The following is a 14,603-nucleotide window of genomic DNA, read 5'->3' as shown; positions in this document are numbered from 1 at the left end:
TAGTTAAAGATACAAACTATTCTAGAATGAAATGTTTATTGGTTGTATCCCAATAGGTCATCAATAGTATTGGCAGTTACCGAGTGATAATTAGCTCGGGCTTTGTTATAGATTGCTAAGGCGTCATCAACCTTGTCATTTCTTTTAAAAGCCTTGTACAATGTAGATACATACCAACGTCTTCCTACGCGAATTAAAAAGTCTTCAATATGTTGGTCTACGTCATTTCCGTGATAATCATGGTTAATGGCTTGTTCATACCAAACCATAGCAATATGAGAATTACTAGAATTAGTTAAATCGAAGGCATCGTCCAAACGTTTTAAATCTTCGGTAGTAATCGTTTCAGGGAAATTTCTAATGAAATGTACCCATTCTTGCGTAGTCCAATTAGAAGTTTTTGACGCATCTACAGTTTTATTATCTATAAAAGATTGTAAAGTGTTTTTGGCATTCTCAAACTTGTTAGATACGATAATGGCCTGGTTATTTGGAACACCAGCTTGATACACCCATTCGTCTACATTAAAATCAATCCCATTAGGTTCTAATAAATTTGAATTAAGATAATCTATAAAGCCTTCGGTTGTTACGGTAGAAAAAGCATTGGTCTTAAAATAATTTTTTAGAAAGGCATCAAATTTATCTCGACCTACTTTCTCCTCTAAAGTTCTCAAGAACAAATAACCTTTGTCATAAGCAATACTGTTCATGCCATCGTCAGGATTTTTATCAGTTAAATCCAATTTTAATTTGGTCATTTCTGGTTCGTCTTTAAAGCCTTCAACTTCTTCTTCCAAATCTTGCCTTCCAATTAATGCAATCATATTAGCGCGATCTTTTCCGTAGAGGGCTTCCATGATTCTAATTTCAAAATACACGGTAAAACCTTCATTAAGCCAAAAGTCATTCCATGTGGCATTGGTTACTAAATTTCCAGACCAAGAGTGGGCGAGTTCATGAGCTATTAGTGATGTTAAGCTCTTATCACCAGCAATAACAGTAGGTGTAGCGAAAGTAAGTCTTGGGTTTTCCATACCTCCAAATGGAAAGCTAGGTGGCAAGACGATCACGTCAAATTGATCCCAATCATAATCTCCGTATAGGTTTTCGGCAGCAACTACCATTTTTTCCATGTCACTAAACTCGGCTTGAGCTTTATCGACCATAGATTTTTCAGCATATACACCAGTTCTGTTACTTACTGCTTTATAGGCAATATCGCCAACAGCTAAAGCCATAAGGTAAGGTGAGATTGGCTGTTTCATCTTAAACGTGTAAATACCATCAACGGTTTTTTCTTTTGGATTTTCGGCACTCATAACTGCCATAAGTTCTTTTGGTACTTTCACAGTGGCATCGTAGGTAATTCTAATTTGAGGACTATCCTGAATTGGAATCCAGGAGCGAGTTAAAATGGCCTGACCTTGTGTAAATAAAAATGGATGCGTTTTATCTGCTGTCTGTTGCGGATTTAACCATTGCAAGGCTTCTGTTTTATCTGTTGTTTTGTAATGAACCGAAATTTGCTTGGTATCATTTTCGATGCTTATATGCAAAGCCTGTCCTAACTGTTCATCAAAGTCTCCAAGATTAAAATTGGTAGCTTTTCCATCGGCTTCAACACTTTCAATTTCCAAAAATTTTGAATCTAAAATAATTTCAGAAGCATTGTTAGTATCAATGGTGTAAGTGGCTGTTCCGTCAATAGTTTTAGTTGTAAAATTAACATCTATATTTAAATCTAAATGCTTGATTACAGACTCGTTAGGTTTGGCGTATGAATGTGATTCTTCAACATATTTGGAAGCTGTATCTTCTGTTTTTTTATCGGTTTCACAGCTCATTGTTAATACGATTAGAGCGTATAAAAGTGTTTGCTTTTTCATAGTTTTTATTCTGAATATATTTCTCCTCGATGAGGTTTAAGTGCATCTCTGATAGGTTTCATTTCATCATCTGTAACAACCATAAATGCAACAGAATGGATGTTAGAGCGTTGTTCAAACCCAGTAATATTAAAGTTGGTATTTTGAATAACGCAATATTCTTTTAAATGTTTTTCGTGGTGTTCAGCAATTTTTAAAGCATCGGGGCCTCGAAAATCCCAAATTAGTTTTAGTTTACGCATTGGCGACAGATGTTCCTTCTTCAGCAAAATTTTTGAAATCTTGCATATATTTAAGTGTTTGCTTTTTAAATGAACTTGGCATTAAAAACAACATAATTCTCATCACCAAATTTAGTGGTAAAAATTCACTTTTGGAAGTCCATTTTGTAAATCCGTCACTTGTCTTCTCAAAATAATTTCTTTGAACGTTATGAACGCTTTTGGATGTGTAGTTAGCATGAAATTCGTTAGGGAAGTTTCGTTTGGTTATGGTTTCAATAAGTTCCATGTTACGTCTACCAAATTTATAGCGTAGTTTTATTTTAGCACCTAACTCACCAGGATTTCCAGAAATATGTTCAGCAGATACTAATCCGCGCTGCCAATGTTTCATGTTTTCAACATTATCCATTTTTTTTATGAACTCATCCAATGGCACTTTGACCTTAATTTCTGTAATGTATTTCATTTTGAATCTAGAGGGATTATTCAGTTTTAAATGTAGTTAGTTTTTTGGAAACTCAATGTTAATGAAAGTTCAATAACCATAATTTTAGACGAGTGGCTATTTTTTATCTAAATATAAATGACATCGTAGATGTATTTCATACTAAAAAGGAATCCTATTCGTTTGCAAAAAGCAACTTGTTTTGTGTGCTAATTATGTTATTTTTGCTGAAATTAGCTTATAAAACTTAAGTTTTTAGCACAATGGGCGTTCTAACCCATTTATAAATTAAAATATACATATGAAATTATTGGTTACAACTGCTTTTCTTTGTTTAAGCCTTATGAGTCAAGCTCAAGTTAAGGATAAGGATGTGCTGTTTACGGTAGACGGAGAGCCTGTTATGGCAACAGAATTTATTAGAGTTTATAACAAAAATCTAGATTTAGTCAAAGATGAAAGTCAGAAAGATATTGATGCTTACCTAGATCTTTTTGTTAACTATCAACTGAAGGTTAAAGAAGCACGTCGATTAGATCTTGATAAAGACCCTAACTACTTAAGAGAGTTTAATAATTATAAAAAACAGCTAACGCGAAATTTCATGTCTGATAATAAGGTTACAGATGCGTTGGTAAGAGAGGCTTATGACAGAACAACTAACGATGTTAAAGCATCTCATATATTAGTTAGAATTGATGAAACAGAGAGCGATACTACGGCCGTGTACAACCAACTTTTAAAATTACGTGAACGTATTTTAAATGAGGGTTATGCCACAGTACAAAAAGACGTGCACGATGGTAAAACCATCTTTGCAGAAGATTTGGGTTACTTTGGAGGATTTAAAATGGTATATCCTTTTGAAACTGTTGCGTTTAATACTGAAATAGGCGAAGTGTCCATGCCATTTAGAACACGGTTTGGATATCATATAGTTAAAGTATTTGATAAGCGTAAATCACTAGGAGAAGCTACAGTTGCGCATATTATGGTGGCGAATACACAAAAAGATACGACTGTGGTTCCTGAAAAAAGAATCTATCAAATTTATAAGAAAATTGAACAAGGGGAAAAATTCGAATCTTTAGCTAAACAATTTTCGGATGACAAAAGTTCGTCTAAAAAAGGAGGAGCATTGGCTCCTTTTACAGGAGGACAATTGAGTTCTAAAGAATTTGAAGATGTAGCGTTCTCTTTAGAAAATGAAGGTGATATCTCTAAACCGTTTAAAACAGATTATGGTTGGCATATTGTAAAGTTGATTCGTAAAACAGGAATACAACCTTTTGAAGATGTTAAGGTTCAGCTTCAAAATAGGGTAAAGCGAGATTCTAGATCCAAGCTCATTAATTCTGCATTGGTTAAAAAATTAGCGGCAAAGTACAAGGTTGAAAAAGATAATGATCAACTGGCTTATTTCGAGGGTATTTTGAACGACTCCTATTTTAAGCAAGCATGGAAGGCACCTGAAGATTTTAATGGAGACCCAACGATAATGACTATTAGAGATTTAAAAATATCTAATAAAGAATTTCTAGGCTATTTAATGAAGAATCAGCGCAAATATTACAATAGAAGAGCAAATATTAAAACCTTAGTTCAAACTGAATTTAATGCTTTTTATGAAACTCAAGTATTAAAATATCACGAAGATAATCTTGAATATGAAAACGAAGATTTTGCTTTTGTTTTAAAAGAATATCGCGATGGTTTGCTATTGTTTGACTTAATGGAAAAAGAAGTGTGGAATAGAGCTTCTAAGGATACTTTAGGGTTAAAGGAGTTTTTTGAAAATAATAGATCAAAGTACGTTTGGAAAGATAGAGTAGATGGGATTATATTGTCTTCGGCTTCTGAAAAAACGATGAAGAAGATAAAACGAGAGCTTGAAAATGGTACTTCGGTAGAAGATGTGATGTCTCAAATGAATACGAAAGATGATTTGAACGTGATTTCTACAGCTGATATCTTTGAATCGGGTAATCAAGCATTACCTGAAGACTTCGATTTTAAAGCAGGTATTTCTAAAGTATACAAACATAATGACGCATTTCATGTTATAAAAGTGAATGGGATATTACCTGCTCAACCAAAAACCCTAGATGAGGCTAGGGGAAAGGCTGTTAGTGACTATCAAGGCTTTATTGAAGATAATTGGGTACAAGGATTAAATCAACGTTTTAAGATAAAGCACAATAACGCTGTTTTGAAGCGTGTAAAAAAACAAATACTAAATAATTAATTTTGAAGGAGAGAGTTGTTTTAATACTTCTTGCATGTGCGCTGGTGTCTTGTGATTTTTTTAAAGAGGCAGATGATAGAATTCCTGTGGCGAGAGTAGGAGAAAACTACTTGTATCAAGAAGATATTAAAGATTTGGTGGCAGACGGAACTGCTAAAGAAGATAGCACGCAAATTGTAAGTGGTTTTATAATTCGATGGGCAACACAACAACTGTTGTTAGATGGTGCAGAACGAAATTTACCAGAGCAAAAGCAATCTGATTTTAATAAGTTGGTCGATCAATATAAAATGGATTTGTATACCAAAGCTTACTTAGAAGCTTTAGTTATAAAAAGTATCGATACACTCGTAGATGAAACTCAAGCTAGGCAAGTATACGAAGCTAACCAAGAAGTGTTTAAACTCAATGAAGAACTGGTTAAGTTTCGATATATTACAATTCCTCAAAATGCTATAAATGAAGATGAAATCGAAGAGCGATTTAGAAGGTTTAATACCGAAGACAAAAGGTATCTCGATTCTATCTCTGTTCAATTTAAGAGCTTCTCACTTAATGATTCAATGTGGATTAAAGCGTCACAAATCACCGAAAAAATTAATGTTCTAAATTCTGAAAACAAAAAAGAACTGTTAAAAAAATCTAATTTTGTACAACTCAAAGATTCATTAGACCTATATTTGATGCAAATTAAAGACGTATTATCACAAAACGATCTAGCGCCTTTAGAGTATGTAAAACCTACCATTAAACAGATTGTAATTAACAAAAGAAAATTAGAGTTGATAAAACAGCTTGAAAAAGATATTACCAAAGATGCAATTAAAAACAAACAATTTGAAGTTTACAACTAAATCGGTTCTCGTGGCAATTATTGCATGCGTATGTACTGTAAATGTTTCATTAGCGCAAGAGATTATTCAGGATGAAGTAGATAACTCTAAAAAGAAAATGGATTCAACACAAATATCGGCCAGAAAAAAGGTAGATGGCGTTGCTGCTGTTGTTGGAGATTTTGTGGTTTTAGATTCTGATATCGACAAAGAATACATTCAGCTACAGGCCAGAGGTGTTTCTATAGCAGAGATTACCAGATGTCAACTTTTCGGAAAACTGCTGGAAGATAAACTTTATGCACATCATGCTATTCAAGATAGTATTACAGTAAATGAATTAGAAATTCGTTCTAATATAGAGCAGCAAATGAATACCTTTTTAGAACAAAAAGGAGGTTCTATGAAAGAACTTTTAGAGTTTTATAATAAGGATAGTGAAGAGAGCTTACGTGAGGAAATGTTTGAAATCAACAAAAATGCAAAACTTGCTGGTGACATGCAGAGGAAAATTATTGCAGATGTTGAGGTAACTCCAGAGGAAGTAAGAGAGTATTTTAATAGTATTCCTGAAGAGGAGAGACCAGAATTTGGAACAGAACTTAAAGTAGCTCAGATTGTGGTAATTCCTGAAATTAGTGAAGAAGCTAAGCAAGATGCTATTGATAAATTAAAAGAATATAAGGCAGATGTTATTGAGAATGGAGCCAGCTTTACTACAAAGGCTGTATTTTATTCTGATGACAAGGCTGCACGTAGTAAGGGAGGTATGTATACCTTAAACAGGAAACGTCCTCAAATGGTGAAGGAATTTCGAGATGTTGCTTTCTCTTTGCAAGAAGGTGAAATTTCAGAGCCTTTTGAAACAGACTTCGGGTATCATATTATATTACTAGAGAAGATTAGAGGACAGGAGTATGACGTAAGACATATTTTAATTCGTCCAGAAATTACAGAGTCTTCAATATTGGCTGCTAAAGAAAAAATTACTAAAGTGAGAGACCGTATCCAATCGGGTGACCTAACATTTGCCGATGCAGCTCTTGAGTTTAGTGATGAAAAAGAAACTAAATATAATGGCGGAGAACTTATCAACCCATATACTCAAGATTCTAGTATGGAGTTGACAAAGATGGATCCAGAACTTTATGGCCAGATTCAAGACCTGAAGGATGATGAGATTAGTTTGGTATTACAAGATCAAGACAGAATAAACCCTATTAAGTTTAAAATATTAACGGTTACTGATAGAGTAGATGAACACAAAGCAGATTTTGCACGTGATTATTTAAAGATTAAAAATCTGGCGCTTCAGGAAAAGCAATTCAGAGAAATTCAGAAATGGCAAGAAGAAAAGATATATGATACATATGTGAAAATTTCTGACGATTATAAAGATTGTGAATTTAATAGTAACTGGTTAAAAACTGAAAAGAAATAATATGTCTGACGTCGCTGCAATTGAACAGTTTGTAAAAAAATATAATGCCCTAAAAACCGAAATTTCCAAAGTTATTGTTGGACAGGATGATGTTGTTAATCAGATTTTGATTTCTATTTTTTCTGGAGGACATTCCTTGTTAATCGGTGTTCCTGGGCTAGCAAAAACCTTAATGGTTAATACTATTGCTCAGGCGCTTGGTTTAGATTTTAAACGTATTCAGTTTACACCAGATTTAATGCCTAGCGATATTTTAGGAAGTGAAATCCTAGATGAGAACAGACAGTTTAAATTTATTAAAGGGCCCATCTTTGCAAACATTATTTTGGCAGATGAGATTAACCGTACGCCTCCTAAAACACAGGCTGCTTTGCTAGAAGCAATGCAAGAACGAGCGGTTACAGTTTCAGGACATCATTATAAACTGAGTTTGCCATATTTCGTTTTAGCCACTCAAAACCCAATTGAACAAGAAGGAACTTATCCTTTACCAGAAGCGCAATTAGACCGTTTTATGTTTGCCATTAATCTTGATTACCCTTCGTTCAAGGAGGAAGTTGAAGTGGTAAAATCGACCACTACAGATGTACAGGCTAAAGTAAATGCACTGTTTACAGCTCAAGAGATTATTGATTTTCAAAATGTAATACGTCGTATTCCTGTGGCTGATAACGTTATTGAGTATGCCGTAGGTATGGTGGCGAAAACTAGACCAAATACATCTACTGCATCAGATTTAGTATCTGAGTTTGTAGATTGGGGAGCAGGACCAAGAGCATCTCAAAATTTGGTGTTAGCATCAAAAACACATGCCGCAATTAATGGTAAATTCTCACCAGATATTGAAAACATTCAGGCTGTAGCTTCAGGTATTCTTCGTCATAGAATTATTAAAAATTATAAGGCTGAAGCCGAGGGTATTAGTGATGATCAAATCATTAAGAGTCTATTTTAATAGTATCCTATCCTCGAATTTATAGCACTCAAGTTGGCCTAGTGTTTTATTTTTAGGTTTTGACGTAATTCTTATTTAGTATGAAATTTATTGTTACAGTTAGAGGGCATTTCGATTATCCGACGTTTGTAATTGTTGATTTTGACAAAGGAGAAGTCATTGAAAAAAGACAATACAAAGAGTTGTTTTCTGAAGATATTCCAAGTAACAAATTAGGTTTTGCTGGTGTTAAGCGTGTGAATGATGAATTTTGGATGGCCACATGGGATAGATTGATTAGGTTTTCATTGCCTGGTTTAACAGTTGAAGAGGTGATTGCTCATCATCAGTTTTCTGATGTTCATGGCTTGTGTGTTACAAATGATAAGTTGTTTTTAGCTAATACAAACCTCGATGCCGTTTTTGAAGTTGACCTAAAATCAAAACATGTTGAACCGTTTTGGTTTGGATGGGGATTAAACAAGAAAACAGAAAAAACACTACAAAGTAGTTATGATAGTGAAACGAGCTATAACATCATGACTAAAAAAGACTCGCTGCTCCATCAACATCATATCAACAGTGTTCATGAAAGCTCCAAAAGAATGTTTATATCTTATTTAGGGAAATCTACGGCAAGGTTCAATAAGATTAGAAAGAAACTTAAGATCAATAAAAAAAGATATGGAGGTCTCGTTGTTTTAGATGATCAGAAAAAATGTATAAAACATTTCAAGTGTGAAGGACTCCATGATGCTTTTGAAATTAACAATGAATTAGCTTACACTCAGTATTTTAGTAATTCGTTGTTTGTTGTGAACCCAGTCACTTTGAAAAAGAAGATTGTTGCACTAGAAATGAGTTCAGATTTGAAGAATAAATTCTTAACAAGAGGGGGTTACCAGTTAAATGATAATGAGATAGTAGTTGGTCATACATTGAGAAACGGATGGTCCATGAATAAGCCTTATAGTTTAATGAGGGTTTATGATTTAGAAGGTAATTATTTGAATAAGGAAATACGGCTAAATGACGTTGTAGGTATTTATGAGTTTTGTAAATATTGAGAGACATTTTAATCGTCCAATAACGTTTTAATATCGTCTTTTAAAAGTTCGACTTCTTCATTTAAAAGGATATTATAGAACCCTCTAATATACTGTTCTTTATCTATTAGTGCCACATAGCTTGAATGATAAAAATCTGTACCATCTTCATTGGGTTTAAAGTTGGTTTTTAACCTACTCGCTAAAAGTTCTAATTGTATTTCTGATGTACCTCTTAATAATTGCCATTGCTTAGAATTGATATCATGAATGGTAGCGTATTGCTTGAGTTGACCAACGCTATCTTTTTTGTAATCAATGGATATTGAGTATTGTTTGAAATTTTCTTCTGAAGAAAAAGTATCTACAATCTCGTGTTGCTTGTTGCGCATAGGAGGACAAATAGAAGGGCAACTCGTGAAGAAGAAATTCATGGTATGCACATAGCCTTTGGTTGAATCGGATGTGATCAAATTCCCATCCTGATTTGTAAATTCGAAACTGTCAATTTTATAAAGTTCTTTAGCTCCGTTTACATAATTGTAACTTAGTATTGGGAGTGCGTTTGTGTCTTTTTTACAAGACATAAGCACTAAAAATACTAGTATAAAAATTTGAGGTTTCAAAAGACTAGAATTTGAGTTCGTTTATCTTTTTTTCCATAGCGTCGTCGTAATAAAAAATAGCCATGCTAGCCATCATTTCTTGATCCTTATCTGTTGTATTGTTAACTTCAAGAAGCATCTCATAAGTATGATCTTCATACATCCAAACACCTTTTTCACTAGAAAATGAAGGTGTTCGTTTTAAACCTATTTTATTCTCGAAATTTTCACTCTTACAATCGTAGATAATTTGATTTGTAGTTTTGTCTTTGAGTACAAATCTATTCGCAAAGGGATGTAAATGTGATGTAATTTGATGTAACCTAATACTGTCCTTTATATGAAGTTGTGAAGAGGCGTCATATGCGTAATTATATTTCCCTGGTTTAATAATCCAATGACCAGACAATGGATTGCCTTTAGTATCAATGTAGGTGTGATTTTTTGTTTCCACAGGAATACAAGCATTTGGTAATTGTTCAGTTGGTCCTTTATCGGGATTATTAGGATCAAAAGGAAACATCATAAATACAGTTTTTGGCTGAAGTGGAATTAAAGGTTTTTGACTGTGCTTTGTGTATCCAATTTCAATTTTGTGTTTAATATGAAAAGAGGAGTCAGTAATATTATGATTTAGAGCTTGCGCATTTATAAATAGACGTTCATTAGAGAACACCGGAAACCCAAAACCCTCTGGGAGTTTAAAATTTTCAACGCCATTACTTATTGATGTTATCCTTGGATATTGAGAATTGATGCGATCTGTCATATTCCAACGGTTGTAATGCTCGGCATCGCGATATTCGAAATTAGTGTGACATACAAAGTCGTTTGAAAGGTTACGAGCTTCATCAGAAGATACAGCGTTGGTTTTAAAGGCAGTGAGGTACAATAATTCTTCATTAGAGTCGTCAATAACAACATATTGATCAGACTTAGGACCTTCCATTGATTTATAAATGTTACTGATCACAAATGTTGGGGATGTGAAAATGACTTCAGAATCATTTAGTTCTTTTTTCCATTCAGAATCAACCAAATTTAATGTGTAATAAATCTTAGATTTTATCAATTCTTGGTGCCTTGTCTTAAGGGATTTAAAATAAATAAATCCAGCTGCTAGAATTAAAAACAGAAAAATTAGTATAAATTTAGATCTTCTACGCATGAGTAAAACTGTATATTCAAATGTAATGAAACCCTTATGATAAAAAAAATAGCTGGATTAGGATGAAAGTAAATTACAAGAACCGAATTTTTGGTCTAGATATTATGCGAGCTATAGCCATTTTACTGGTAGTTGCTTCTCATTCTGTTTGGATTTTTCCGCGTACTAAAAACATCTTTACAGATTTGATGAGTGTTGCTGGTCTTGTTGGTGTAGAGATTTTTTTCGTTCTAAGTGGTTTTTTGATTGGTCGATTGATTTATAAACTGTTTACAGCATCTAATTATAGCGCCAAACATATGGTTTACTTTTGGGTTAGGCGATGGTTTAGAACACTTCCAAACTATTATTTGATTCTTGTGTTTAATATCTTTCTAGCACTTTATTTAGGAACGAAGCTGCCAGAGTCTTTATGGCAATACTTCTTCTTCATTCAAAACTTTAGTTGGGAAATGCCACTGTTTTTTGGAGAATCTTGGAGCCTGCCTATTGAAGAGTTCGCTTATATTATTGGACCTTTACTGTTGTATATGACGCTATTTCTAAAACTTAGGATTAGTAGGCCTAAACTATTTTTGATGATAACCGTACTTATAATTTTTATGTTCTTTTTGACCAAAACATATTATTATTTCAATCATCCACAAACTACTATGATGTTCTGGAATGTGAATCTAAAAGCAGTTACCATTTATAGAATTGATGCCATTTATTATGGTGTGCTGGCAGCATATATTGCCATAAATAAAACCGCGTTTTGGACACGATACAAGTATTTGTTTTTTAGTATTGGTCTATTGGTTTTTGTGGCACTTAATTTTGTTGTACCTGCAAAACAAATATTTATTGAGGCTTATCCGTTTTTTTGGAACGTTCTGTATTTACCTATAAATAGTCTCGCTATAACATTAACACTACCAGTATTGTCTCAGATTAAAAGTGCTCCAAAAGTACTAGTCGTACCAGTAACTTTAATTAGTCTAATTTCGTATTCCATGTACTTGATTCATTACGCTGTGGTAATGCAATTAATGAAGCATTTTTTTCCTACTGAAGGGTTGTCGTCTCTCAGTTTAATTATCTATTTGATAAGTTATGTCACTATTACTATTGGAGCTTCTTATCTTTTGTATAGGGTTTTTGAAAGACCAATGACTAATCTCCGTGAACATGAGAAAATTAAGAATCATTTTAAATAAGCCTCAATTGTTAATTTAATAATTTTAGTGCTATTTATTTGTTAATTTTTCATTTAAATGATTAAAAAATCATCATTCATTGATTTATTTTCAATGTTTTTCACATTTCATTACATATTTTTTAATTTGTTTTAAAATTTGTAATTTTGCATGACTTTAAAAATGAAAATCAACCTTTTAAATATTACTTATGGCTTTTGATATAGACATGATAAAAAAGGTTTATTCGAATATGACAGAGCGCGTTGATGCAGCTCGTGATATTGTAGGTAAACCACTAACGCTTTCAGAAAAAATATTATATGCTCATCTCTGGGATGGTAAAGCAACTAAAGCATTTACTAGAGGAAAAGATTATGTAGATTTTGCACCAGATAGAGTAGCTTGTCAAGATGCGACCGCGCAAATGGCGCTATTGCAATTTATGCAGGCAGGAAAGAAAAAAGTGGCTGTACCAACTACGGTACATTGTGATCACTTGATTCAAGCAAAAAATGGGGCAAGTTCAGATTTACAACATGCTATAAATACAAGTAATGAAGTATTTAATTTCTTAGAATCTGTGTCAGATAAATATGGTATTGGATTTTGGAAACCAGGTGCTGGGATTATCCACCAAGTAGTTTTAGAAAATTATGCATTTCCTGGAGGAATGATGATTGGTACCGATTCGCATACTGTGAATGCTGGCGGACTAGGAATGGTAGCGATAGGAGTTGGAGGAGCAGATGCCGTTGATGTTATGGCTGGTATGGCTTGGGAGTTGAAATTTCCGAAGTTAATTGGTGTGAGATTAACAGGTAAATTGTCTGGATGGACAGCGCCTAAAGATGTTATTTTAAAAGTAGCCGATATTTTAACCGTAAAAGGTGGAACAGGTGCTATTGTAGAATATTTTGGACCTGGAGCAACAGCAATGTCTTGTACAGGAAAAGGTACAATTTGTAATATGGGAGCTGAAATTGGAGCAACAACTTCAACATTTGGTTATGACGAATCTATGGAACGTTATTTACGTGCAACCGATAGACCTGATGTAGCCGATGCTGCAAACGCCATCAAAGAATACTTAACAGCTGATGCCGATGTTTATGCCAACCCTGAACAATATTTTGATCAGGTAATTGATATTAACTTATCAGAATTAAATCCATTACTTAATGGGCCGTTTACACCAGATTTATCTACAGCTATAGGATCTGAAATGTCTGAAAAAGCAAAAGAAAATGATTGGCCAATAAAAGTAGAATGGGGATTAATAGGATCTTGTACTAACTCGTCTTATGAAGATTTATCTCGTGCATCTTCTGTGGCACAGCAAGCACTTGATAAAGGTTTAAAAACCAAAGCAGAATTTGGAATTAATCCAGGTTCTGAAATGGTAAGATATACGACTGAAAGAGATGGCATCTTAGAAATATTTGAAAAATTAGATGCTAAAATATTTACGAATGCTTGTGGACCATGCATTGGACAATGGGCGCGTTATGAAGACCCTAAAAATGCACCTAAAAATAGTATTGTACACTCTTTTAATAGAAATTTTGCAAAACGTGCCGATGGAAACCCTAATACCCACGCCTTTGTTGCATCTCCCGAATTAACAGCCGCTATTGCCATTGCTGGACGTTTAGACTTTAACCCATTAACTGATAAGTTAATCAATGAAAATGGAGAAGAAGTGATGTTAGATGAACCAACTGGATGGGAGTTACCTCCAAAAGGATTTGAGGTTGATGATAACGGATACTTAGCACCTGTTGAAGATGGTAGTGGCGTTGAAGTAAAAGTTGCCTCAGATTCAGAAAGGCTACAACTTTTAACACCTTTTACACCAATTGGAGATGAAATTACTGGAGCTAAATTATTGATTAAAGCCTTTGGTAAATGTACTACAGATCATATTTCAATGGCAGGACCATGGTTACGTTTTAGAGGGCATTTAGATAATATTGCTAATAATACCTTAATTGGTGCTGTAAATGCTTTTGGTAAAAAGACAAACTTTGTTAAAAATCAATTAACAGGTGAGTTTGGAGGAGTACCAGATACAGCAAGAGCATATAAAGCAGCTGGAATTAAGTCTGTGGTTGTTGGTGATCACAATTATGGAGAAGGTTCATCTCGTGAGCATGCAGCGATGCAACCACGTCATCTAGGTGTTGCCGCTGTCATTGTAAAGTCGTTTGCACGTATCCACGAAACAAACCTTAAAAAACAAGGGATGTTAGGTTTAACATTTGCTAACGAAAGTGATTATGATTTAATTCAAGAGGATGATACATTTAATTTCTTAGATTTAAATGAATTCGCTCCAGATAAACAGTTGACAATTGAAGTTGTTCATGCCGATGGAACCAAGGACACCATTAAAGTAAATCATACATATAATCAATCACAAATTGATTGGTATAATGAAGGATCGGCTTTAAATCTAATTAAAAAAGAAAATGCTGCTTAGCAGAAATTCTAATTATATAAAAAAGCTCTTGAGATATCAAGAGCTTTTTTTATGAATTTATGTAAGGATTCTTAAGTTATAACGACTGTCTAAGAAATCTAACAATAAAACAC

At 33.8% G+C, this 14,603-nt stretch carries 12 protein-coding genes; 7 read left to right on the top strand and 5 right to left on the bottom strand.

What is annotated here, in order from left to right; translation table 11 throughout:
- Positions 1-35: 35 nt before the first annotated feature.
- Genes Q0893_RS15145 through Q0893_RS15135 form a run of 3 tightly spaced genes read right to left on the bottom strand, consistent with a single transcriptional unit; the run spans position 36 to position 2,579 of the window.
- On the bottom strand, positions 36-1,889 hold the full coding sequence (locus tag Q0893_RS15145; protein WP_299277188.1) for a M1 family metallopeptidase: 1,854 nt from the start codon (positions 1,887-1,889) through the stop codon (positions 36-38).
- A gap of 5 nt (positions 1,890-1,894) precedes the next feature.
- A complete protein-coding gene (locus Q0893_RS15140; RefSeq protein ID WP_299277185.1) occupies positions 1,895-2,131 on the bottom strand; it encodes a hypothetical protein in 237 nt (78 codons plus the stop codon).
- Positions 2,124-2,579, bottom strand: coding sequence for an SRPBCC family protein (locus Q0893_RS15135; protein WP_298903542.1), 456 nt, complete (start codon positions 2,577-2,579; stop codon positions 2,124-2,126). The genes Q0893_RS15140 and Q0893_RS15135 overlap by 8 nt, the downstream gene beginning before the upstream one ends.
- 280 nt (positions 2,580-2,859) lie before the next feature.
- Between Q0893_RS15135 and Q0893_RS15130 the strand changes: the two genes are divergently transcribed.
- The 5 genes from Q0893_RS15130 (at position 2,860) to Q0893_RS15110 (ending at position 9,078) form a co-directional block, all read left to right on the top strand.
- Complete coding sequence (locus Q0893_RS15130; RefSeq protein ID WP_299277181.1) at positions 2,860-4,803, top strand: peptidylprolyl isomerase; 1,944 nt, start codon at positions 2,860-2,862, stop codon at positions 4,801-4,803.
- A gap of 2 nt (positions 4,804-4,805) precedes the next feature.
- The gene (locus Q0893_RS15125; RefSeq protein WP_366915895.1) at positions 4,806-5,657 is read left to right on the top strand and encodes a peptidyl-prolyl cis-trans isomerase; all 852 of its coding nucleotides are present in this window, start codon (positions 4,806-4,808) and stop codon (positions 5,655-5,657) included.
- Positions 5,641-7,077 carry a peptidylprolyl isomerase gene (locus Q0893_RS15120; RefSeq protein ID WP_367180674.1) on the top strand — a complete coding sequence of 479 codons (1,437 nt, stop codon included), beginning with the start codon at positions 5,641-5,643 and terminating at the stop codon, positions 7,075-7,077. Before Q0893_RS15125 ends, Q0893_RS15120 begins: the two co-directional genes overlap by 17 nt.
- 1 nt (position 7,078) lies before the next feature.
- Positions 7,079-8,032, top strand: coding sequence for a MoxR family ATPase (locus Q0893_RS15115; RefSeq protein ID WP_298903540.1), 954 nt, complete (start codon positions 7,079-7,081; stop codon positions 8,030-8,032).
- A gap of 80 nt (positions 8,033-8,112) precedes the next feature.
- The gene (locus Q0893_RS15110) at positions 8,113-9,078 is read left to right on the top strand and encodes a hypothetical protein (protein WP_298903539.1); all 966 of its coding nucleotides are present in this window, start codon (positions 8,113-8,115) and stop codon (positions 9,076-9,078) included.
- Between the two features lie 8 nt (positions 9,079-9,086).
- On the opposite strand, the gene Q0893_RS15105 is transcribed toward Q0893_RS15110, so the two are convergent.
- Positions 9,087-9,683, bottom strand: a complete 597-nt coding sequence (locus Q0893_RS15105; protein ID WP_299277178.1) for an SCO family protein — start codon at positions 9,681-9,683, stop codon at positions 9,087-9,089.
- Positions 9,684-9,687: 4 nt separating this feature from the next.
- On the bottom strand, positions 9,688-10,830 hold the full coding sequence (locus Q0893_RS15100) for a hypothetical protein (protein WP_299277175.1): 1,143 nt from the start codon (positions 10,828-10,830) through the stop codon (positions 9,688-9,690).
- Positions 10,831-10,892: 62 nt separating this feature from the next.
- Between Q0893_RS15100 and Q0893_RS15095 the strand changes: the two genes are divergently transcribed.
- Together Q0893_RS15095 and Q0893_RS15090 are read left to right on the top strand one after the other, a co-directional pair.
- The gene (locus tag Q0893_RS15095; protein WP_299277173.1) at positions 10,893-12,029 is read left to right on the top strand and encodes an acyltransferase; all 1,137 of its coding nucleotides are present in this window, start codon (positions 10,893-10,895) and stop codon (positions 12,027-12,029) included.
- Between the two features lie 190 nt (positions 12,030-12,219).
- Positions 12,220-14,490 (top strand): aconitate hydratase, encoded by a 2,271-nt coding sequence (locus Q0893_RS15090; protein WP_299277170.1) that lies wholly within the window; start codon positions 12,220-12,222, stop codon positions 14,488-14,490.
- Positions 14,491-14,603: the final 113 nt, after the last annotated feature.

It is taken from the genome of uncultured Psychroserpens sp., assembly GCF_947494225.1.
Classification (GTDB): domain Bacteria; phylum Bacteroidota; class Bacteroidia; order Flavobacteriales; family Flavobacteriaceae; genus Psychroserpens.
The sequence above is the reverse complement of the archived record's forward strand: the minus strand, read 5'-3'. Positions and strand labels throughout refer to the sequence as shown.

Coding starts and splice junctions, on each gene's coding strand:
- Q0893_RS15145 (WP_299277188.1), bottom strand. CDS start 1,889: ATGAAAAAGCAAACACTTTTATACGCTCTAATCGTATTAACAATGAGC.
- Q0893_RS15140 (WP_299277185.1), bottom strand. CDS start 2,131: ATGCGTAAACTAAAACTAATTTGGGATTTTCGAGGCCCCGATGCTTTA.
- Q0893_RS15135 (WP_298903542.1), bottom strand. CDS start 2,579: ATGAAATACATTACAGAAATTAAGGTCAAAGTGCCATTGGATGAGTTC.
- Q0893_RS15130 (WP_299277181.1), top strand. CDS start 2,860: ATGAAATTATTGGTTACAACTGCTTTTCTTTGTTTAAGCCTTATGAGT.
- Q0893_RS15115 (WP_298903540.1), top strand. CDS start 7,079: ATGTCTGACGTCGCTGCAATTGAACAGTTTGTAAAAAAATATAATGCC.
- Q0893_RS15110 (WP_298903539.1), top strand. CDS start 8,113: ATGAAATTTATTGTTACAGTTAGAGGGCATTTCGATTATCCGACGTTT.
- Q0893_RS15100 (WP_299277175.1), bottom strand. CDS start 10,830: ATGCGTAGAAGATCTAAATTTATACTAATTTTTCTGTTTTTAATTCTA.
- Q0893_RS15095 (WP_299277173.1), top strand. CDS start 10,893: ATGAAAGTAAATTACAAGAACCGAATTTTTGGTCTAGATATTATGCGA.
- Q0893_RS15090 (WP_299277170.1), top strand. CDS start 12,220: ATGGCTTTTGATATAGACATGATAAAAAAGGTTTATTCGAATATGACA.